The 21,760-nt window shown below is 72.2% G+C and carries 17 protein-coding genes; 12 read left to right on the top strand and 5 right to left on the bottom strand.

Going from position 1 to position 21,760, the window contains the following annotated elements; genetic code table 11:
• Positions 1 to 3: 3 nt before the first annotated feature.
• The 3 genes from ACIRPX_RS14840 to ACIRPX_RS14830 are packed head-to-tail and all read right to left on the bottom strand — an operon-like array spanning position 4 to position 3,309.
• A complete protein-coding gene (locus ACIRPX_RS14840) occupies positions 4 to 1,506 on the bottom strand; it encodes a long-chain fatty acid--CoA ligase (RefSeq protein WP_404193449.1) in 1,503 nt (500 codons plus the stop codon).
• Between the two features lie 10 nt (positions 1,507 to 1,516).
• The gene (locus ACIRPX_RS14835; RefSeq protein WP_404193631.1) at positions 1,517 to 2,392 is read right to left on the bottom strand and encodes an amidohydrolase family protein; all 876 of its coding nucleotides are present in this window, start codon (positions 2,390 to 2,392) and stop codon (positions 1,517 to 1,519) included.
• Positions 2,392 to 3,309, bottom strand: coding sequence for an SDR family NAD(P)-dependent oxidoreductase (locus tag ACIRPX_RS14830; RefSeq protein WP_404193446.1), 918 nt, complete (start codon positions 3,307 to 3,309; stop codon positions 2,392 to 2,394). The genes ACIRPX_RS14835 and ACIRPX_RS14830 overlap by 1 nt, the downstream gene beginning before the upstream one ends.
• Positions 3,310 to 3,504: 195 nt before the next feature.
• Between ACIRPX_RS14830 and ACIRPX_RS14825 the strand changes: the two genes are divergently transcribed.
• Together ACIRPX_RS14825 and ACIRPX_RS14820 are read left to right on the top strand one after the other, a co-directional pair.
• Positions 3,505 to 3,930, top strand: a complete 426-nt coding sequence (locus ACIRPX_RS14825) for a MarR family winged helix-turn-helix transcriptional regulator (protein ID WP_404193628.1) — start codon at positions 3,505 to 3,507, stop codon at positions 3,928 to 3,930.
• Positions 3,931 to 3,972: 42 nt separating this feature from the next.
• Positions 3,973 to 4,728, top strand: a complete 756-nt coding sequence (locus ACIRPX_RS14820) for an IclR family transcriptional regulator (RefSeq protein WP_404193443.1) — start codon at positions 3,973 to 3,975, stop codon at positions 4,726 to 4,728.
• Between the two features lie 7 nt (positions 4,729 to 4,735).
• On the opposite strand, the gene ACIRPX_RS14815 is transcribed toward ACIRPX_RS14820, so the two are convergent.
• Complete coding sequence (locus ACIRPX_RS14815; protein WP_404193441.1) at positions 4,736 to 6,043, bottom strand: lipase family protein; 1,308 nt, start codon at positions 6,041 to 6,043, stop codon at positions 4,736 to 4,738.
• A gap of 201 nt (positions 6,044 to 6,244) precedes the next feature.
• Between ACIRPX_RS14815 and ACIRPX_RS14810 the strand changes: the two genes are divergently transcribed.
• Positions 6,245 to 7,429 (top strand): sensor histidine kinase, encoded by a 1,185-nt coding sequence (locus ACIRPX_RS14810; RefSeq protein ID WP_404193438.1) that lies wholly within the window; start codon positions 6,245 to 6,247, stop codon positions 7,427 to 7,429.
• Positions 7,426 to 8,094, top strand: a complete 669-nt coding sequence (locus ACIRPX_RS14805) for a response regulator (protein ID WP_404193435.1) — start codon at positions 7,426 to 7,428, stop codon at positions 8,092 to 8,094. Before ACIRPX_RS14810 ends, ACIRPX_RS14805 begins: the two co-directional genes overlap by 4 nt.
• Here the strand turns inward: ACIRPX_RS14805 and ACIRPX_RS14800 are convergent.
• The gene (locus ACIRPX_RS14800) at positions 8,091 to 8,498 is read right to left on the bottom strand and encodes a VOC family protein (RefSeq protein ID WP_404193432.1); all 408 of its coding nucleotides are present in this window, start codon (positions 8,496 to 8,498) and stop codon (positions 8,091 to 8,093) included. The genes ACIRPX_RS14805 and ACIRPX_RS14800 overlap by 4 nt on opposite strands.
• Positions 8,499 to 8,706: 208 nt before the next feature.
• Here ACIRPX_RS14800 and ACIRPX_RS14795 point away from each other — a divergent pair, with 208 nt between their 5' ends.
• The 8 genes from ACIRPX_RS14795 (at position 8,707) to pgi (ending at position 21,759) form a co-directional block, all read left to right on the top strand.
• Complete coding sequence (locus ACIRPX_RS14795) at positions 8,707 to 10,809, top strand: MMPL family transporter (protein WP_404193430.1); 2,103 nt, start codon at positions 8,707 to 8,709, stop codon at positions 10,807 to 10,809.
• A gap of 497 nt (positions 10,810 to 11,306) precedes the next feature.
• Positions 11,307 to 12,539, top strand: coding sequence for an Ig-like domain-containing protein (locus tag ACIRPX_RS14790; protein ID WP_404193427.1), 1,233 nt, complete (start codon positions 11,307 to 11,309; stop codon positions 12,537 to 12,539).
• Between the two features lie 206 nt (positions 12,540 to 12,745).
• Positions 12,746 to 14,143: a glycoside hydrolase family 16 protein gene (locus ACIRPX_RS14785; RefSeq protein WP_404193424.1), complete on the top strand. Its 1,398-nt coding sequence runs from the start codon at positions 12,746 to 12,748 to the stop codon at positions 14,141 to 14,143.
• Positions 14,144 to 14,352: 209 nt separating this feature from the next.
• Positions 14,353 to 16,428 (top strand): transketolase, encoded by a 2,076-nt coding sequence (gene tkt / locus ACIRPX_RS14780; RefSeq protein WP_404193421.1) that lies wholly within the window; start codon positions 14,353 to 14,355, stop codon positions 16,426 to 16,428.
• Between the two features lie 19 nt (positions 16,429 to 16,447).
• Positions 16,448 to 17,620, top strand: a complete 1,173-nt coding sequence (gene tal, locus ACIRPX_RS14775; RefSeq protein ID WP_404193419.1) for a transaldolase — start codon at positions 16,448 to 16,450, stop codon at positions 17,618 to 17,620.
• Positions 17,617 to 19,170, top strand: coding sequence for a glucose-6-phosphate dehydrogenase (zwf, locus tag ACIRPX_RS14770; protein WP_404193417.1), 1,554 nt, complete (start codon positions 17,617 to 17,619; stop codon positions 19,168 to 19,170). The genes tal and zwf overlap by 4 nt, the downstream gene beginning before the upstream one ends.
• Entirely contained in the window at positions 19,167 to 20,093 is a 927-nt protein-coding gene (opcA, locus tag ACIRPX_RS14765; RefSeq protein ID WP_404193414.1) for a glucose-6-phosphate dehydrogenase assembly protein OpcA, read from the top strand. The genes zwf and opcA overlap by 4 nt, the downstream gene beginning before the upstream one ends.
• Before the next feature lies 1 nt (position 20,094).
• Positions 20,095 to 21,759 carry a glucose-6-phosphate isomerase gene (pgi, locus tag ACIRPX_RS14760; RefSeq protein ID WP_404193412.1) on the top strand — a complete coding sequence of 555 codons (1,665 nt, stop codon included), beginning with the start codon at positions 20,095 to 20,097 and terminating at the stop codon, positions 21,757 to 21,759.
• The last annotated feature ends 1 nt before the right edge of the window (position 21,760 follow it).

Genomic DNA, 21,760 nt, shown 5'->3' with positions numbered 1-21,760 from the left:
TCCTTAGCTGTTGCCGTACCGGTTGCGGACACGGGACTTGAGGAGCTTCCCGGAGGCGGTGCGCGGCAGGGCGTCCGCCGGCACCACCGACTTCGGGATCTTGTACCTGGCGAGGCGGCCGGACAGGGAGGCCAGCACCTCGTCGGGGTCGAGCGCGGCGCCCTCGCGCGGGACGACGACCGCGCGCGGCACCTCGCCCCACGTGTCGTCCGGCACGCCGATGACCGCGCACTCGACGATGTCCGGGTGGGCCAGCAGCAGGTCCTCGATCTCGGCCGGGTAGATGTTCTCGCCACCGGAGATGATCACGTCCTTGATGCGGTCGACGATGTGGACGTAGCCGTCCTCGTCGACCCGGGCCGCGTCCCCGCTGCGGAACCAGCCGTCCACGAAGGAGGCGGCCGTCTCCTCGGGCAGCCCCCAGTAGCCGGGCATGACGTGCGGCCCGCGGACGACGACCTCGCCGGTCTCGCCGGCCTCGACCGGTGTGAGGTCCGGCCGTACGACGCGGACGTCGCTGAAGAAGTGCGGGACGCCGGCCGAACCCGCCTTGCTCACCGCGTGCTCGGCGTCCAGGAAGAGCGTGCCGGGGGACGCCTCGGTCATGCCGTAGCCCTGGAGGAAGGTCAGGCCCCGTTCCTGGTAGGCGGCGATCAGCGGTGTGGGGACCGGGGAGCCGCCGCAGGTGAGGATGCGCAGACTGGACAGGTCCGCGTCCGGCCAGCGCGGGTGCCGGGCCACCTGCTCGAACATGGTCGGCACCCCGAACATGAAGGTGATCCGGTGCCGTTCGACCAGGTCGAAGGTCGCCTCGGGGTCGAAGGCCTCCACCAGGACGCAGCTGCCGCCCTTGAGCAGCACCGGCAGCGTCAGCATGTTCAGGCCGGCCGTGTGGAACAACGGCGCGCTGACCAGGGCGCGTTCGTCGGCGATCAGGTCGGTGTCGACCAGGACGTTGAGCGCGTTCCAGGTGAGGTTGCCGTGGGTGAGCATCGCGCCCTTGGGGCGGCCGGTGGTCCCCGAGGTGTACATGATGATGCAGGTGTCGTCGGGGGTGACCGGTTCGTCGATCGGCTCGGCCGCGGCCGCGGCCGTCAACTCCTCGTAGGCGGGGCCGACTTCGACGTACGTCCGCACGTCGGTGTCGCCCGGCAGCCCGGCCACCAGGCCGGTGTGCGCGGGGCCGTGGACCAGTGCCTTCGCCCCGGAGTCGGCGAGCTGGAAGCCGATCTCCGGGCCCGCGAGCCGGGTGTTGAGCGGGACGAAGACCGCGCCGAGCGTGCCCGCCGCGAACAGGGTCTCCAGATAGGAGGGGTGGTTCGGGCCGAGGTAGGCGATGCGGTCGCCGCGCCGGATGCCGCGGGCGCGCAGCGCGTGGGCGAGGCGGGTGGTGCGGTCGTGGAGCTGCGCGTACGTGAGCGCGGTGCCGCCGTGGATCAGGGCGGTGCGGTGCGGGGTCTTGCGGGCCCGGCGTGCGGGCCATGACCCGAGTCCCTCATTGCGCATCTGGGGTCCCTTACGGCTTGGTCAGCCCGAGCAGCCGGGCGGCGTTCTCCTTGAGGATCTTCGGCTTCACCTCGTCCTTGATCGACAGCTGCTCGAAGTCGCGGAGCCAGCGGTCGGGGGTGAGGACGGGGAAGTCGGAGCCGAAGAGGACCTTGTCCTTCAGCAGCGTGTTGGCGTACTGCACGAGCTGCGGCGGGAAGTACTTCGGCGACCAGCCGGACAGGTCGATGTGCACGCCCGGCTTGTGGGTGGCGACAGCGAGCGCCTCGTCCTGCCAGGGGAAGGACGGATGCGCCAGGATGATCTTCAGGTGCGGGAAGTCGGCGGCGACGTCGTCGACGTGCAGCGGGTTGGAGTACTTCAGCCGGATGCCGCCTCCGCCGGGGACGCCGGCGCCGATGCCGGTCTGGCCGGTGTGGAAGAGGGCGATGGTGCCCGTCTCCTCGATCACCTCGTAGAGGCCGTACGCCACCGCGCGGTCGTCGGGGAAGAAGCCCTGGATGCTCGGGTGGAACTTGAAGCCGCGCACGCCGTACTCCTCGACCAGGCGCCGCGCCTGCCGTACGCCCGCCTTCCCGCGGAAGGGGTCGACGGAGGCGAAGGGGATGAGGACGTCGGCGTTGGCGGCGGCGGCCTCGGCCACCTCCTCGTTGGGTACGGGCGCGGTGCCCGTCGCCGACTCGGCGTCCACCGTGAAGATCACCGCGGCCATCCTCCGCTCGCGGTAGTAGGCGGCCGTCTCCTCCAGGGTGGGCTTCCGCCTGCCCTCGACCTTGAAGTAGGCGGAGGAGGCGTCGTGCAGGTCGTCGTCGAGCGAGGAGTGGCCCTTGGAGGAGACCTCCGCGTGGGTGTGGACGTCGATCGCGACCAGGTCCTGGATGTCCATCACGCCTCCGGAATCCTGGGCGCGGGGATGCCGACCGTCTGGAGCTCGGCCCCCACGGCCGTCGGGAAGGCGTCGGCCAGGGTGTCCGGGGTCCAGCCGCCGTCGGCGTACGCCGCCCTGATCTCCTGCGGGTGGGACCAGAGTGCCACCTTGTCGCCGCCGATGCCGATGGCCTGGCCGGTGATGCCCCGGGCGGCCCCGGAGGCGAGGAAGGGCACCAGGGCCGCGCAGTCCTCGGGGGTGCCGAAGCCCTCGCCCCTGCGCAGGAAGCCCGGCAGCGGCGTGCCCCCACGCATGGCCTCGACGTACGGGGCGAAGGCGGGGATGGTCTCGGTCATCGCGGTCGCGGCGACCGGCACGATCGCGTTGACGGTGATCTGCGCGCGGCTCAGCTCCATCGACCAGGTGCGGGCCATCGCGGCGATGCCGGCCTTGGCGGCCGCGTAGTTGGTCTGCCCGAAGTTGCCGCGCTGGCCGGCCGGGGAGCCGACCAGGATCAGCGTGCCGCCCTCGCCCTGCTCGCGCAGGCGGACGGCGGCGGCGCGGGCGCAGGTGAAGGTGCCCCTGAGGTGGGTGGTGACGACCGCGTCGAAGTCGTCGTCGGTCATCTTCCACAGCACCTTGTCGCGCAGGATTCCGGCGTTGGTGACCAGGACGTCGAGCCGGCCGAACGCCTCGACCGAGCGGGCCACCAGCCGGTCGGCGGCCTCACGCGTGCCGACCGGGACCACCTCGGCGACGGCGTTGCCGCCCGCCTCGGTGATGGACTTCACGGCCGCCTCGGCCACGGCCTCGTCGACGTCGTTGACGACCACGGACGCGCCGTGGGCGGCCAGGGCGTGCGCGTAGGCGAGGCCGAGGCCCCGGCCGCTGCCGGTGACGACGGCGGCCTGGCCGGTGAGATCGATGCTGGGCACGGGTGGATCCCTTCACTTCGGCGTGCTGGGTGCGACTGCGAGATCGAAGCTAAGAGCAATAATTGTTGACGTCAATAGTTGTTGGCGACCCACGGGTGCGGCATGCTGGAATCTCCACCACGCACCGAGCCCAGGGAGCCAGCCATCACACGCCAGCACGCCGCCCCGCAGCCCATCGACGCGGACGAGCCGTGGATGCGCGGGCTCCACGCGGACACGGGCTATCTCCTGTACCGCCTGGGCCTGCGCTCCGGTCAGCTGTTCAACACCTTCCTCCAGGAGTCCGGGCTGCGCCTGCGCCACTACGCCGTCCTGCGCTTCCTGGCCACCTCCGAGGGCGCGCTGCAGCGCGAGCTGAGCACCCGTCTCGGTTACGACCCGAGCGCGATCGTCGGCCTGGTCGACGACCTGGAGAAGCTGGGCTTCGCCGAGCGCCGTCCCTCCCCCGACGACCGCCGCAGCCGCATCGTCGCCCTCACCGACGAGGGCCGCGCCTTCCTGCGCGACACCGACGAGGCGGGCCTGCGGGTGACGAACGACCTGCTCGGCCCGCTGGAGCCGGCCGAGCGCGCGGCGCTGCACGCGCTGCTGCTGCGGATCGCCGAGGACGGACTGGCCTGACGCCGCCGCCCCCGCCCCCGGCCCGCCGGAAGGACGCCCGCCGTGAACACCCCCACCGCGCCCGACCGGCTGCTGGCCGTGCTCGCCGCCTTCGACCACGAGCATCCGGCGCTGTCACTGACGGACATCAGCCGGCGGGCCGGGCTGAGCCTCACCACCGCGCACCGGCTCGTGGGCGCGCTCACCGACTGGGGCGCCCTGGAGCGGGACGGTTCCGGCGTCTACCACGTCGGGCTCCGGCTGTGGGAGATCGCGGCGCTCGCCCCGCGCGGACTCGCGCTGCGCCAGCTCGCCCTGCCGTACCTGGAGGACCTGTACGAGGCGACCCACGAGAACGTGCAGCTCGCGGTGCAGGACGGCGCCGAGGTCGTCTACACCGAGTGGATCTCGGGGCGCTCCGCGGTCGGGGTGCACATCCGCGTCGGCGCCCGCTGGCCGCTGCACGCCACCGGCGTCGGGCTCGTCCTGCTGGCGCACGGCGATCCGGAGTTCCAGGAGCGGTACTGCGCGGGCACGCTCGCCTCCTTCACGCCGTACACCATCACCGACCCGGCGCGGCTGCGCCGGGTGCTGGCCGAGGTGCGGCACACCGGGGTCGCCGTGAGCAGCCGTCAGGTGACCGACGACGCCCTGTCGGTGGCGGCCCCGGTGCGCGGCCGGGGCGGGGCCGTGGTCGCCGCGGTGTCGGTGGTGGTGCCGCAGGCCGACGCGCAGGTACCGGTCCTGGCGCCCGCCGTGCGGCTCGCGGCGCTGGGTATCTCGCGGGCGATGGGCTGGCGCCCCGCGAGCCCGCCGTGAGGCCCGCTCAGCAGTTGCCGCCGGGCGGCCTGCCCGTGAAGCGGCCGGCCAGCCAGTTCACCGCGTCGGTGATCGACTGCGGATCGCCGGTGAGGTGGTCGCCCGCGTACGACACCCACCGGGTGGTGATCCCCGCGTCGCAGTACGCCCGCCGCGTGCTCCGGGCGGCTTCGGCCGGGATCACCTCGTCGAGGAGGCCGCGGTACTGCAGGACCGGGAAGCCGATCTCGTAGCGCGCCCCGGAGCCCGGAGTGCCCACCCCCACGCCGAGTTTGTCGGTGTCGACGATCTGGCCCCAGCTGGTGCCGTCGGGTCCGCGCAGGGCGAAGAGCTGCTCCAGGGTCAGCCCGTCCCCGGTGTAGTTCCGCACCTGGGCGCCCGCGAAGCGCACGACCGTGCCGACCGCGCACAGCGACTCGGCGTCCTCGACCGCCTGGCGGCCGGTGCCGTTCAGGAGCGAGCCGAAGGGCATGTCCGGGTGGGTCACCGCCATGCCGATCACGGCGTCGACGAGGAATCCGGCGAACGGCCCGCCGTCGAGGGCGGTGCCGACCTGCCGCAGATCGCCGGGCACACCGCCGGACGCGACCCCCACCACCTTCAGCTCCGGCGCGTACGAGGCGGCGAGCTGCGCGGCCCACAGACTTCCGGAGCCGCCCTCGGAGTAGCCCCAGATCCCCACCCCGGTGTCCGGGCCGACCCCGCTGCCGGGCAGTCTGGACGCGGCCCGCACCATGTCCAGGACCGCGTGCCCGGCGTCGGCGCCCGAGACGTACGGATGCACCTGGCCGTCGAGGTAGCCGGCGCCGTCGGTCGCCGCGACGGCGAAACCCGCCTTGAGCAGGGCGGCGAGGTTCGGGCCCTCGTAGGCGTCCTGGTAGGCGCCGGTGAGCTGTCTGGAGAAGGCGCACTGCGGGCCGATGCCGAGGGTGCCGGGCACGAAGGCGACCAGGGGCCGTTCGCCCGGCCCCCGCCACGCCTCGCGGGGCACGATCACCGTTCCGGCGACGGTGTCCTTCCTGTCGTGGCCGTCGGTGGAGCCGTACTGCACCTTCCAGGCACGGACCGGCGTGCCGTCGCCGATCATCGGCAGGGAGTCGGCCGTCCGGCAGGAGACGACCTCGCCCGGCGCGGCCGCGGCGCTCACCGGGGGCCGGTAGATCGCGGCGTCGGAGTCGGCGCACCCGCCGCCCGTGCCGGCCGTCGCGGTCACGGCCGGGACGGCGAGCAGGCCGCCCAGCAGGACCCCGGCCGCGACGAGCGCGGCCCTGCGGGGGTGCCGCTTCCTCGTCCTCTTCCTCGCGCTGTGCTTCATCACCTCGAAGCGTCCCTTCTGCGTGGTGACGGGAGCCGCGAGGTTACGGACCCGTAGGTAAGCGCTGCTAGTTCAGGGCCGACAAAACAGGGGGTGTCCATTGCGCGCCGCTGACTGGTGCCCGGATATCCCTCGCACCGGCGAGGCCCGCCCGCGCGGCCGTCGTGATACTGGAGCTGCCCTTGCCCCGAGGAGCCGCCCATGTCCCCGCAGTCCTGGTTCACGCGGGCCGCCGCACGCCTGCGCACGGCCAATCCCTACGCCGTCGACACCGCACTCGCCGCACTCGTGCTGTTCGCGGTCTCCCTGCAGTGGCTGTTCCCCGACGAGGGGGACGACCCGTTGAGCCTGCAGGGCTGGCTGCTGGGGGCCGCCACCGCCGTGCCACTCGTGTGGCGGCGGCGCCGGCCCTTCGCCACGGCATGGGTCGTCTCGGCCGCGACACCGGCGATGGCCGTCTATCACGCGCCCCCGCCCGACGTGGTCTGGGGCGGCCTGGTCGTCCTCTACACACTGGCGGCCCGCTCCCCCGTCTGGCAGCGGCGGCTGATGCTGGCGGGCTGGCTCGTCGGCATCACCCTGACCATGCAGCACAAGGAGCACGCCCGCCCCTTCGAGTACGCCTTCCACCTGCTGACCATCCTGTGCGCGTACGGCCTCGGGACGCTCGCCCGGGTCCAGCGCGCCTACACCACCGCCGTGGAGGACCGGGCCCGGCGGCTGGAACGGGAGCGCGCCGCCGACACCGCGCGGGCCCTCGCCCAGGAACGCGCCCGCATCGCCCGGGACATGCACGACGTCCTCGCCCACGCGGTGAGCCTGATGGTGGTGCAGGCGGAGGCCGGGCCGGTCGTGGTGCGCAGCGATCCGGACCGTGCGGAGGCCTCCTTCGAGGCGATCGCCGCGGCCGGCCGGGACGCCATGGCGCAGCTGCGGCGCATCCTCGGAGTCCTCAAGGAGGAGCAGAGAAGCGGTACGTCGCCGCAGCCCTGCGTCGCCGGCCTGCCGACCCTGGTCCGCCAGGTCGCCGAATCGACGGGCCTGCACGTCGAGTTGCGGACCAGGGGCGAGCCGTGCGCCCTGCCGCCGGACGCCGAGGTCGCCGTCTACCGCGTGACCCAGGAGGCGCTGACCAACACGGTCAAGCACGCGTACGCTTCCCGCGCGACCGTCGAACTCGACTGGGCGGAGGACCACTTGATCCTGACCGTGACGGACGACGGGCAAGGACCCACGGCACCGGGCGGCGGGCACGGCCTGATCGGCATCAGGGAACGGGCCACCGCGTGCGGTGGCGGTGCCGAGACCGGATCCGGGCCGGACGGCGGCTTCCGCGTCGTCGTACGCCTGCCCGCCACCGCCGGCCGGCAGGCGGCCCTGGGGTGAGCATCCGGGTGGTCGTCGCCGACGACCAGGAACTGGTCCGCAGCGGCTTCAGCATGATCCTGGAGGCCCAGCACGACATCCAGGTGGTCGCCGAGGCCGGTGACGGCACCGAGGCGGTCGCGGCGGTGCGGCTGCACGCGCCGGACGTGCTGCTCCTCGACATCCGCATGCCCGTGATGGACGGGCTGGAGGCGGCCAGGCGGGTGTGCGCGCAGTCCGCCTGCAAGGTCGTCATGCTGACCACGTTCGACCTGGACGAGTACGTCTACGAGGCGCTCCACGCGGGCGCCAGCGGCTTCCTGCTCAAGGACGTGCGCCGCGACGACCTGGTGCACGCCGTGCGCGTCGTGGCGGCCGGCGACTCCCTCCTCGCGCCGACGGTGACCCGCCGGCTGGTCGCGGACATCGTGCGGCGCCGCCGGGAGGAGGCCGCGACCGAGGTGCCCCCGCAGCGGCTGGACGCGCTGACCGCCCGCGAGGTGGAGACCCTGCGGATGCTGGCCCGCGGCCTGTCCAACGCCGAGATCGCCACGACCCTGTTCGTCAGCGAGCACACCGTGAAGACCCATGTCAGCAACGTGCTGAGCAAGCTCGGCCTGCGGGACCGGGTGCAGGCGGTGATCTGCGCGTACGAGACGGGGCTGGTGACACCGGGCTCCGCCTAGGGGGTGCCGAGCTCCTCGAAGAGGGTGAGCTGCAGTGCGCCCGGAGCCTCCAGCCGCGAGTTGAGCGAGTTCCACGGGGTCCGCGTCGGCTCCGCGAGCACCTCGGCGCCCGCGGCGGACAGCCGCGCCGTGGCGGCGGCCGCGTCACCGACCTCGAAGGCGACCCGGACGTGCCCGGCCACGCGGTGCCCCACCTCGACGTCGTCGATGAACGCGGCGTGGCCCGGGTCGGTCAGCTCCAGCGTGGCGCGGCCTGCCTCGAGGATGGTGACCCGTCCGTCGGGCGAGGCGTACGCGGCGCGCTCGGGCAGGCCCAGCACGTCGCGGTAGAAGCGCAGGGCCGTGTCGTAGTCGTCGGCCGTGACCACCAGACGGAGTTCGCGGACGGCCGGTGCGTCGGACATGAGGGCTCCTCGGGACGTACGGGTACCTGGCTGCGTCAACCGCGCCGCCGGGCCCGGCGATTCCCCCTTCTCCCTCCTGAGGGGGAGAAGGACCCCCGCCTCCCTCGTACGGCCCAGGCCCCCGAACCGCTCCCTCCGGCGATCCGGGACCACCCCCGCCGGGACGAACCTGGGGGCGTCGAGAACCGACCACTTGCCGGGAGGCACCGTGCTCTCCAGCCTCGCCCGGGCCGCGACCCGCCGCCCGCTGACCGTCATCCTTCTGTGGGCGCTCTTCCTGCTGCTCGGCTTCGGGCTGGGGACGGGCGTCTTCGCACGGCTCTCCGACAACGTGCCCGAGGTCCCGGGCACCGAGTCGGAGCACGCCGCCCGGTATCTGGACCGCACCGACCCGACCGGTGAGTCGATCACCGGCGTCGTCGCGGGCGTCGCGGTCTCCGATCCCGCACTGCGCCGCCAGGTCGAGCGGGCCGTCGCGGACGTGCGCGCCGTCGCGGGGGTCGCCGCGGTACCGGACCCGTACACGACACGCGGCCTGACCGCCGCGGACGGACAGGCGCTGATCCTCCCCGTCACACTTGAGGGCGGCCTCACCGACGACGCCGAGGAACGGGCCGTGACGGCGGCCCGCGACCGCATCCGGCAGATCGACGCGCCCCAGGTCCACGTCAGCGGCGGCCCCTTGCTGGGCACACAGCTCGGCGAGCGCGCCCAGCAGGACGTCAAGAACGCCGAGTTGATCTCGCTGCCCGTCGTACTGGCCCTGCTGCTCGTGGTGTTCGGCGGACTGCGCGCGGCCGCACTGCCGCTGGTGATCGCGGTCAGCGGGATCGCGGGCGCGTTCCTGGCTCTGTTCGGTTTCAGCCAGGTCACCGACATCTCCGTCTACGCGATCCAGGTGACCACCATGCTGGGCCTCGGACTGGCCGTGGACTACGCCCTGTTGATGCTGGTCCGCTTCCTCGAGGAGCGCCGGCACACCGCGGACGTCGTGACGGCGGTGCACCGGACGGTCGCCGCGGCCGGGCGGACGGTCCTGTTCTCCGGGCTCACGGTGGCCGTCAGCCTGACCGGGCTCCTGGTCTTCCCCAGCGTGTTCCTGCGCAGCATGGGGCTGGCCGTGGCGGCGGTCGTCGTCGTCGACATGCTGGCCGCGGTGACGCTCCTGCCCGCGCTGCTGGTGAAGTTCGGCGCGAGGATCACCCCGGCGAAGGTGCGGCCGGAGGGCGAGGAGGGCCGCTTCTTCGCCCGCGTCGCCCGCTTCGCGGCCCGCCGCCGGATCGCCGTGCTCGTCACCGTCGTACCGGCCCTGCTCGTCCTCGCCCTGCCCGTCACCGGCATGAAGATCGAGATCGGCGACGCCACCCAGCTGCCGGCCGGCACCGAGGCACGGCAGTTGTACGACACCGTCGACGCGCACTTCCCGTCCGGTACCGGCGTCTCACCGGTCACCGTCCTCCTCGGGCCCGGCACCGACAGCGCGACCGCGGACCGGATCCGCGCCCTCTCCCCGGCCGCCCGGTCCCGCGAACTGCCGGGCGGCGCGAGGGTCGTCCGGCTTCAGCCGTCCGGCCGGGTCGACGGCGCCCGGGCCACGGCCCTGGTCGACGAGGTCCGCGCCCTGCGCGGAGACCAGCCCGTCGAGGTGACCGGCCCGGCCGCCCGTCTGGTCGACTTCCGCGCCATGCTCGCCGCGCGGGCACCCTGGGCCGCCGTGACCGTGCTGGCCGGCATCTTCGTGCTGCTCTTCGCCTTCACCGGGTCGGTGCTGATCCCGCTGCGCACCGTCGTGACCACACTGCTCAGTCTGGGCGCCGCCCTCGGCGTGGTGGTGTGGGTCTTCCAGGACGGCCATCTGGCCGGCGTGCTGGGCGCCGAGGGCCTGGGCGCGCTCAGCCTCACGGCACCCCCGCTGATCGTCGCGATCGCCTTCGGACTGGCCATGGACTACGAGCTGTTCATCCTGGCCCGGATGCGCGAGGCATGGCTCGCCACCGGCGACCCCCAGGCGGCCGTGGTGACCGGGCTGCGCCGCTCGGGCCGGGTCGTCACCTGCGCCGCCCTCCTCCTCGCCGTCGTCTTCGGCGCCTTCATGACGGGCGGTTTCTCCCCCATCCTCCAGATCGGCCTCGGTCTCACCCTCGCGGTCCTGATCGACGCGACCGTCGTTCGGATGCTGCTCGTGCCCGCCACGACGACCCTCCTGGGCCGCCGTGCCTGGTGGTCGCCGAAGCCGCTCCGGCGGGCGCACGACCGATTCGGCCTGAGCGAGGGGGCGGCGCCGCGGGAGCGGGCGACGACGAACGCGTGAGCTTCCCCGCCGACGTCCGCGGGCCGGGCCGCGGACGTCACCCCTTTCGCCCGCGGGCCGGCAGACCCCCCGCGCACGGTCGGTCCCGCGGCCCGCGCCGCGCGCCTCCGCTCCGGGCGGTCCTCCACCGCGGCGGCCCGCCGGGACGAGGGCGCGGAGCGCTCTCCCCTCGACGCCCCTCCGGGCCGAGGCTGCCGCCGCCCCGGCGCGGAACCAGGAGCAGAACGTCGGCGGAACCGCCCCCGGCCCTCCGGGGCGCCGGTGCTCCAGGACCCCGGCGAGAACCGGGCCGACTCGCCTGGGAGGTGCCTCCGTAAGAGGCCAGGGGGCGACCGTGAGGTGGCCGTGAGGCGGCCCGATCGCTCCCGCCCGCGAGCCGGCCCTCCACACGGTTCCTCACAGGAATCTCAGGAACCGGCCCGCGGATTCAAAGGAGCAACAAAGTTACGCGGCGCAGGATGCACCCGGAGAAGACGGACATCCCAGGAAGGCCAGCCGTGGGCGTTGCGCACATATCGAACCGGTCCGAGCAGCCGTCGCGGACGTGGTCCCGGCGCGGGCTGCTGGCGGTGCTGGGCATCGCGCCGGCCGCCGCCGCGCTGACCGGCTGCAGCGGTTCGGCGGACGCCTCGCCGGAGGCGGTGCGGACGAGCACGAAGGCCGCGGCGAAGAAGCCCACGATCTCGGTCACCCCCGCGGACGGCACCAGAAAGGCCGCGTTCTCGAGCCCCGTCGAGGTGACCGTGACCGACGGCACGCTCGCCTCGGTGAAGGTCACCGGGAACGACGGCTCGACGCTGGCCGGTTCCCTCAACACGGCCAAGACCAGGTGGACTTCGACCGCGAACCCGTACTCGGGGACGAAGTACACGGTGTCCGCCGCCGCCGAGGGCGGCTCGGCCGAGACCGCGACCTTCACCACGAAGTCGCCCGGGGAGACGTTCGTCGGCTACTTCACGCCGGAGGCGGACTCCACCTCCGGCGTCGGCATGCCCGTGTCGATCAACTTCACGCACGCCGTCGAGGACCGGGCCGCGGTCCAGAAGGCCATCACCGTGACCGCCGAGCCGGCCGTGGAGGTGGTCGGCCACTGGTTCGGCGACACCCGGCTCGACTTCCGTCCCGAGACGTACTGGGCGGCCGGCACGAAGATCACCCTCAGCCTGCGGCTGAAGGACGTCGAGGGCGCGGACGGCGTCTACGGCACACAGTCCAAGGACGTCACCTTCCACATCGGCCGCGAGCAGATCAGCACCGTCGACCTGTCGGCCAAGGAGATGGTGGTGAAGCGGGACGGGGCGGTGCACGCCACCTACCCGGTCTCCGGCGGCGACTCCGAGCACACCACCTGGTCCGGGATCATGGTGATCAGCGAGCGGTTCCGGCAGACCCGGATGGAGTCCTCGACGGTCGGGCTCGGCGACGAGTACGACATCTCCGACGTCCCGCACGCCCAGCGCCTGACCACCTCCGGCACCTTCGTGCACGGCAACTACTGGGCGTCCACCGCGGTGTTCGGCCACGAGAACACCAGCCACGGCTGTGTGGGCCTGCACGACACCAAGGGCGCGGACGACACCTCGGTGGCGGGCTACAAGTTCTACAGCAGCTCGATGCTCGGCGACGTGGTCGTCGTGAAGAACTCGGGCGAGCGCACCGTCGAGCCGGACAACGGGCTCAACGGCTGGAACCTGTCGTGGCCGGAGTGGAAGAAGGGCAGCGCCGTCTAGTGCCACGACCGGGATGTGCGCGCCGAGCTCCGGCACATATGCCGTTCATGGGGTGAACTCACCTGCCGCAGAGAGACTTTGCCTGCTTCAACTCTTGACGACCGGAGGCACCGGGAGCACATTGGGGCCACTCTGAGAGCGCTCTCAGAAATATCGGACCTCATGGCATCCAGCGCATCTCACTCCGTCCCCGGGAGGCACCCCGCATGAGTGACACCTCCGGCACGCACCACAGACGACGCTCGCTGCGGCGGGCCGTCGTCGCCGCCGTCGGCACCCTCGGCCTGGTGGCCGCGGCCGCCACCATGACCACCCAGTCCGCCAGCGCGTCCGCCCCGACTCCCCCGTCGGGCTGGAACCAGGTCTTCCTCGACGACTTCAACGGCTCCGCCGGAACCGGCGTCAACACCTCCAACTGGCAGTACGACACCGGGACCTCCTATCCCGGCGGTGCCGCCAACTGGGGCACCGGCGAGGTCGAGAGGATGACCAGCAGCACCAACAACGTCGCGCTCGACGGCAACGGCAACCTGCGCATCACCCCGGTGCGCGACGTGTCCGGCCACTGGACCTCCGGCCGGATCGAGACCACCCGCACCGACTTCCAGCCCCCGGCGGGCGGCAAGCTGCGCGTCGAGGCCCGGATCCAGATGCCCAACGTCACCGGTGACGCGGCCGCGGGCTACTGGCCGGCGTTCTGGGCGCTCGGCGCGCCCTACCGGGGCAACTACCAGAACTGGCCGAGCGTCGGTGAACTGGACATCATGGAGAACGTCCAGGGCATCAACAAGGTCTGGGCGACCATGCACTGCGGCACCAATCCGGGCGGTCCCTGCAACGAGACGACGGGCATCGGCAACTCGATCGCCTGTCCGGGCAGCACCTGCCAGTCCGGCTTCCACACCTACAGCATGGAGTGGGACCGCTCGGTCAGCCCCGAGGCCATCCGCTTCTACGTCGACGGCGTCAACTACCACACCGTGACGGCCAGTCAGATGGACGCGACGACCTGGGCCAACGCCACCGACCACGGCTTCTTCGTGATCCTGAACGTGGCGATGGGCGGCGGCTTCCCGGACGCCTTCGGGGGCGGTCCGACCAGCGCCACCGAGTCCGGCCACCCGATGGTCGTGGACTACGTCCAGGTCCTCTCGTCCGGCGGTGGTGGCACCACACCGCCGCCCAGCGGCAACCGCGACGCCTACAGCCCCATCCAGGCCGAGTCCTACGACAGCCAGTCCGGCGTCACCGCCGAGAGCACCACGGACAGCGGCGGCGGACAGGACATCGGCTACATCGCCAACGGCGACTGGGCGCTCTACAAGGGCGTCGACTTCGGCTCCACGGCGGCCACCCAGTTCAAGGCCAGGGTGGCGAGCGGCGCGGCGAGCGGCGTCAGCGGTCTGGTCGAGGTGCGCCTGGACAGCCGCAGCAACGCACCGATCGGCAGCTTCGCACTGTCCAACACGGGCGGCTGGCAGTCGTGGAGAACCGTCCCGGCCAACATCAGCTCGGTGACCGGGACGCACGACGTGTATCTCACCTTCACCAGCGGCCAGCCGGCCGACTTCGTGAACGTGAACTGGTTCGACTTCGGCCACTGACCCCGCACATGACGATGCCCCGCGAGGACACCCCTCCTCGCGGGGCATCACCCGTGCCGGCCGGCGGTTTCGGGCCTACCGCAGTTCCGCCCGGAACGCCGCCGGCGTCTGTTCGGTGTGCTGCAGGCGACCTTCCGGCTCAAAAGTCAGACTTTTAGATTTGAACGCATCCGAGCAGCAGAATCGCTTCGATCGAGGACTTCTTGAAGATGAGCACGCAGACACCGGACCGCTTCACATGGACCGAACTCGACCGGCGTGCGGTCGACACTGCCCGCCTGCTGGCGGCCGACGCGGTGCAGAAGGTGGGCAACGGCCATCCCGGCACCGCGATGAGCCTGGCCCCGGCCGCCTACACGATCTTTCAGAAGATGATGCGTCACGATCCCGCCGACCCCGAGTGGACCGGCCGGGACCGTTTCGTGCTCTCCCCCGGCCACACCTCGCTCACCCTCTACACCCAGCTGTTCCTGGCGGGCTACGAGGTCGGCCTGGACGACCTGAAGGCCTTCCGGACCCACGGCTCCAAGACCCCCGGTCACCCCGAGTACGGGCACACGGCCGGTGTGGAGACCACCACCGGACCGCTCGGCCAGGGCGTCGCCAACGCCGTCGGCATGGCGATGGCCGCCCGCTACGAGCGCGGCCTGTTCGACCCCGGGGCCCCCGAGGGCACCTCCCCCTTCGACCACACCGTCTGGGCGATCGTCTCCGACGGCGACCTGGAGGAGGGCGTCTCCGCCGAGGCCTCCTCGATGGCCGGCCACCAGAAGCTCGGCAACCTGGTCCTCCTCCACGACGACAACCACATCTCCATCGAGGGCGACACCGCGACCGCGTTCTCCGAGGACGTCCTCGCGCGCTACGCGGCCTACGGCTGGCACACCCAGCGCGTCGAGCCGGCGCAGAGCGGCGACGTCGACGTGCCCGCGCTGCACGCGGCGCTGACGGCCGCGCAGGCCGAGACCGGGCGCCCCTCGATCATCGCGATGCGCACGATCATCGCCTGGCCCGCCCCGCACGCGCAGAACAGCGAGGCCTCCCACGGCTCGGCGCTCGGCGCCGACGAGGTGGCCGCCACCAAGCGCGTGCTCGGCTTCGACCCCGAGCGGTCGTTCCAGGTCGACGCCGACGTGCTCGCCCACGCCCGCGAGGCCCTCGACCGCGGTGCCGAGGCGCACGCCGCCTGGGACAAGCGGATCGACAAGTGGCGCGGCGCCCACCCCGAGCGGGCCGAGCTGTTCGACCGGATCGTGGCCGGGCGGCTGCCGGAGGGCTGGCAGGACGCCCTGCCGGTCTTCGAGGAGGGCAAGGCTCTCGCCACGCGCGCCGCCTCCGGCAAGGTGCTGCAGGCGCTCGGCGGGGTGCTGCCCGAGCTGTGGGGCGGCTCCGCCGACCTGGCCGGCTCCAACAACACCACCATCGACCCGGCCTCGTCCTTCCTGCCGAGGGGCAACCCGCTGCCGGAGGCCGACCCGTACGGCCGCACCGTCCACTTCGGCATCCGCGAGTTCTCGATGGCCGCGGAGATGAACGGCATCGCCCTGCACGGCAACACCCGCATCTACGGCGGCACCTTCCTGGTGTTCTCCGACTACATGCGCAACGCCGTCCGTATGTCGGCCCTGATGCAGCTGCCGGTGACGTACGTGTGGACGCACGACTCCGTCGGTCTCGGTGAGGACGGACCCACGCACCAGCCGGTCGAGCACCTGGCCGCGCTGCGCGCCATCCCCGGCCTGAACGTGGTCCGGCCCGCCGACGCCAACGAGACCGCGGTCGCCTGGGCCGAGATCCTGCGGCGGCACTCCACCCGGCCGGCTCCGCACGGCCTCGCGCTCACCCGCCAGGGCGTACCCACCTACGCGCCCAACCCCGACGCGGCGAAGGGCGGTTACGTCCTGGAGGAGTCCTCGACCGCGACGCCGGACGTGATTCTGATCGCCACCGGTTCCGAGGTGCAGCTCGCCGTCGCCGCACGCGCGCGGCTGGAGGCCGAGGGCACCGGCACGCGCGTGGTGTCGATGCCGTCCGTGGAGTGGTTCGAGGAGCAGCCGCGCGCCTACCGCGACAGCGTCCTTCCGCCCTCGGTGAAGGCCCGCGTCGCGGTCGAGGCGGGCATCGGCCTGACGTGGTACCGCTTCACGGGTGACGCCGGACGCATCGTCTCCCTCGAGCACTTCGGTGCCTCCGCCGACGCCGGGACCCTGTTCGCCGAGTTCGGTTTCACCCCCGAGAACGTCGCCGCCGCGGCCCGGGAATCCCTGGCCGCCGTCCGCCGTTGATCCGATCGCCAGAAAGAAGATGATCACTGTGACCGAAGCAACCGCGCCCGCGGTGGGAGCCCTCGAACGCCTCGGCGGCGAAGGCGTCTCCGTCTGGCTGGACGACCTCTCGCGCAGGCGCATCGCCTCCGGCGACCTGGCCCGGCTCGTCCGGACCCGCCACGTGGTGGGCGTGACCACCAACCCCTCCATCTTCCAGGCCGCCATCGGCTCCGGCGAGGGCTACGAGGAGCAGCTCGCCGACCTCGCCGTGCGGGGCGTCACCGTCGACGAGGCCGTACGGATGATGACGACCGCCGACGTGCGCGCCGCCGCCGACGTCCTGCGGCCCGTGTACGAGGCGACCGACGGCCGTGACGGCCGGGTCTCGATCGAGGTCGACCCGCGTCTCGCGCACCGCACCAGGGCCACCGTCGCCGAGGCCGGGCAGCTCGCCTGGCTGGTCGACCGCCCCAACGTCATGATCAAGATTCCGGCGACGAAGGCCGGGCTCCCGGCGATCACCGAGGTGGTCGGCCGGGGCATCAGCGTCAACGTCACGCTGATCTTCTCGCTGGAGCGCTACCGCGAGGTCATGGACGCCTACCTGGCCGGCCTGGAGAAGGCGCAGGCCAGGGGCCTGGACCTGGCCACGATCCACTCCGTCGCCTCCTTCTTCGTCTCCCGAGTCGACGCCGAGACCGACAAGCGCCTGACCGTGCTGGGCACCGACGAGGCGCTCGCCCTGAGGGGCAGGGCCGCGCTGGCGAACGCACGGCTCGCGTACGAGGCTTATGAAGAGGTGTTCGGCTCCGTCGCCGGCCCGACGCGGCCGTCGGCGCGCTGGACCGCCCTCGCCGGTGCGCAGGCCAACCCGCAGCGCCCGCTGTGGGCCTCCACCGGGGTGAAGGACCCGGCGTACAAGGACACCCTGTACGTCGACGAGCTGGTCGCGCCCGGCACCGTCAACACGATGCCGGAGGGCACGCTGAACGCCACCGCCGGCCACGGCGGCATCACCGGTGACACGGTGACCGGCGGCTACGACCGGGCCCGCGCGGACCTGGCCGCCGTCGAGGCGCTCGGCATCTCCTACGACGAGGTGGTCCAGCAGCTGGAGGACGAGGGCGTCGCCAAGTTCGAGACGGCCTGGGAGGACCTGCTGAACACCGTGACGAAGTCCCTGGACAGCAAGGGGGTCGACGCAGAATGACCGATCAGGCCGCGACCGAGGCGGATCTCGACTGGACCAATCCGCTGCGCGACGAGCGCGACCGGCGGCTGCCCCGTATCGCGGGCTCCTCCGGGCTCGTCATCTTCGGCGTCACCGGTGACCTGTCCCGCAAGAAGCTGATGCCGGCCGTCTACGACCTGGCCAACCGCGGTCTGCTGCCGCCGGGCTTCTCGCTCGTCGGTTTCGCCCGCCGGGACTGGGAGGACCAGGACTTCGCGCAGGTCGTGCACGACGCGGTGCGCGAGCACGCGCGGACGGAGTTCCGCGAGGAGGTGTGGCAGCAGCTCGCCGAGGGCATGCGGTTCATCCCGGGCGACTTCGACGACGACACGGCGTTCGAGCTGCTGCGCAGCACGGTCGACGAGCTCGACAAGGCGCGCGGGACCAACGGCAACTACGCCTTCTACCTCTCCGTACCGCCGAAGTTCTTCCCGAAGGTGGTCCAGCAGCTGAAGAAGCACGGACTGGCCAAGGCCCCCCAGGACGGCTGGCGGCGGGCGGTCATCGAGAAGCCGTTCGGGCACGACCTGGCCAGCGCCCGCAAGCTGAACGCGCTGCTGCACGACGTGTTCGATCCGGACCAGGTCTTCCGCATCGACCACTACCTGGGCAAGGAGACCGTCCAGAACATCCTGGCGCTGCGCTTCGCCAACCAGATGTACGAGCCCATCTGGAACCGCTCGTACGTCGACCACGTGCAGATCACCATGGCCGAGGACATCGGCATCGGCGGCCGGGCCGGCTACTACGACGGCATCGGCGCCGCCCGCGACGTCATCCAGAACCACCTGCTGCAGCTGATGGCCCTGACCGCGATGGAGGAGCCCATCGCCTTCGACGCCGAGGCGCTGCTCACCGAGAAGCTCAAGGTGCTGAAGTCGGTGCGGCTGCCCGACGACCTGGGCCGCAGCACGGTGCTCGCGCAGTACGCCGAGGGCTGGCAGGGCGGCGAGAAGGTGGCCGGATACCTCCAGGAGGAGGGCATCGACCCCACGTCGAGGACCGACACCTACGCGGCCGTCAAGGTCGGGATCGACAACCGGCGGTGGGCCGGCGTCCCCTTCTACCTGCGCACGGGCAAGCGCCTGGGCCGCCGGGTCACCGAGATCGCGGTCGTCTTCCAGCGGGCGCCGCACTCCCCCTTCGACTCGACCGCCACCGAGGAGCTCGGCGAGAACGCGATCGTCATCCGCGTCCAGCCGGACGAGGGCATGACGGTCCGCTTCGGCTCCAAGGTGCCGGGCACCTCGATGGAGATCCGGGACGTCACGATGGACTTCGCCTACGGCGAGTCCTTCACCGAGTCCAGCCCGGAGGCGTACGAGCGGCTCATCCTGGACGTACTGCTCGGCGACGCCAACCTGTTCCCCCGTCACCAGGAAGTGGAAGAGTCCTGGAAGATCCTCGACCCGATCGAGAAGTACTGGGCGGACCACGGCAGGCCCGCGCAGTACGCATCGGGATCCTGGGGACCCGAGGAAGCCGACGAGATGCTCGCACGAGACGGACGGAGCTGGCGCAGGCCATGAAGATCGACCTGACCGACACCACGGCAAGCAAGATCAACAAGGCGCTGGTGCAGGGCCGCCGCGCCCTCGGCACGCCCGCCGTGGGCATGGTCCTGACGATGGTGATCGTCACGGACGAGGAGAACGCCTACGACTCGATCAAGGCCGCGGAGGAGGCCTCGCACGAGCACCCCTCGCGCACCCTGGTCGTCATCCGGCGCCAGGCCCGCACCCCGCGCGACCGCGTCGCCTCCAAGCTGGACGCCGAGGTGCGGGTGGGCTCCGACGCCGGCACCGGCGAGACGGTCGTGCTGCGCACCTACGGCGAGGTGTCCGAACACGCCGACTCGGTCGTCCTGCCCCTGCTGCTGCCGGACGCCCCGGTCGTGGTGTGGTGGCCGGTGGACGCGCCGGAGGTGCCCGCCAAGGACCCGCTCGGCGCCCTCGCCCAGCGCCGGATCACCGACCTGTACGCGGTCGCGGACCCGCTGGTGGCGCTGGAGCAGCGGGCCCGCTCGTACGCGCCCGGTGACACCGACCTCGCCTGGACCCGGCTGACACCGTGGCGCTCGATGCTGGCCGCGGCGCTGGACCAGGCCCGCACGGAGATCGTCTCGGGCGCCGTCGAGGCCGAGGCCGAGAACCCGGCCGCCGAACTGCTCGCGCGCTGGCTGGAGGCCCGGCTGAACGTGAGCATCGACCGCGTGGTCACCGACGGCCCGGTCGTCACCACCGTCCGCCTCGGCACCGCCGGCGGCGACATCGTCATCGACCGCCCCGAGGGCCCGCTGGCCACGCTGACCCTGCCGGACCAGCCCCCGCGCACCCTCGCGCTGAAGGTCCGCACCATGTCCGAGCTCATCGCCGAGGAGCTGCGCCGCCTCGACGCCGACGAGATGTACGCCGTCGCCCTGCGCGGCGAGGCCACCAAGGAGACCGTCTGACATGTCCGACTCTTCGGCCGACTCCCCCCGGCTCACCCGGCGCCCCGAGTGGACCGCTCTGGAGGACCACCGCGCGCGGGCGCTGCACCACCCGATGCTGCGTGAGCTGTTCGCGGCGGACCCCGCCCGCGCCGAGCGGTACGTCGTGCGCGTCGGCGACCTGCGGATCGACTACTCCAAGCACCTGGTCACCGACGAGACCCTCGCCCTGCTGCAGGAGCTGGCCGCCGCCACCGACGTGTCCGGGCTGCGCGAGGCCATGTTCCGCGGTGAGCGGATCAACGTCACCGAGGACCGCGCGGTGCTGCACACGGCGCTGCGGGCGCCCCGGGACGCGGTGATCGAGGTCGACGGCGAGAACGTCGTGCCCCGGGTCCACGCCGTGCTGGACAAGATGGCCGACTTCGCCGGCCGCGTCCGCTCCGGCGCCTGGACCGGCCACACCGGCAAGCGCATCCGCAACGTCGTCAACATCGGCATCGGCGGCTCCGACCTCGGGCCGGCGATGGCGTACGAGGCCCTGCGCACCTTCACCGCACGGGAGTTGACGTTCCGCTTCGTCTCCAACGTCGACGGCGCCGACCTGCACGAGGCGGTCCGCGGCCTGGACCCCGAGGAGACGCTCTTCATCGTCGCCTCCAAGACCTTCACCACGATCGAGACCCTCACCAACGCCACCGCGGCCCGCTCCTGGCTGCTCGCCGGGCTCGGCGGCGAGGAGAAGGCGGTCGCCCGGCACTTCGTGGCGCTGTCGACGAACGCCGGGAAGGTCACCGCGTTCGGCATCGACCCGGACAACATGTTCGAGTTCTGGGACTGGGTCGGCGGCCGCTACTCGTACGACTCGGCGATCGGCCTCTCCCTGATGATCGCCATCGGCCCGGACCGCTTCCGGGAGATGCTCGACGGCTTCCGTATCGTCGACGAGCACTTCCGCGGCGCGCCGGCCGAGGCCAACGCCCCGCTGATCCTGGGCCTGCTGGGCATCTGGTACGGCAACTTCTTCGGCGCCGAGTCCCATGCCGTGCTGCCCTACAGCCACTACCTGTCGAAGTTCACCGCCTATCTCCAGCAGCTGGACATGGAGTCCAACGGCAAGTCGGTGGACCGCGACGGCCACCGGGTGGGCTGGTCGACCGGCCCGGTGGTGTGGGGCACACCCGGCACCAACGGCCAGCACGCCTACTACCAGTTGATCCACCAGGGCACCCGGCTGATCCCCGCCGACCTGATCGGCTTCGCGCGCCCGTCGGGCGAGCTGAGCGGCGAACTGGCCGCGCAGCACGACCTGCTGATGGCCAACCTGTTCGCGCAGGGCCAGGCGCTGGCCTTCGGCAGGACGGCCGAGGAGGTGCGCGCGGAGGGCGTGCCCGAGGCCCAGGTGCCGCACCGGACCTTCCTGGGCAACCACCCCACCACCACGATCCTGGCCCGCGAGCTGACCCCGTCGGTCCTCGGCCAGCTGATCGCCCTCTACGAGCACAAGGTGTTCGTGCAGGGCGCCGTCTGGAACATCGACTCCTTCGACCAGTGGGGCGTCGAGCTGGGCAAGGTCCTCGCCAAGCGCGTCGAGCCCGCCCTGACGGACGGCACGGACGTTCCCGGTCTCGATCCCTCCACCACCGCTCTCGTGGCCGCGTACCGCGAGCTCAAGGAAGTGAAGTGAC

The sequence above is a fragment of the Streptomyces sp. NPDC101225 genome (genome assembly GCF_044767585.1).
Taxonomy (GTDB): Bacteria; Actinomycetota; Actinomycetes; order Streptomycetales; family Streptomycetaceae; genus Streptomyces.
Note: the sequence above shows the minus strand (reverse complement) of the source record. Positions and strands in the feature narration are given on the sequence as shown.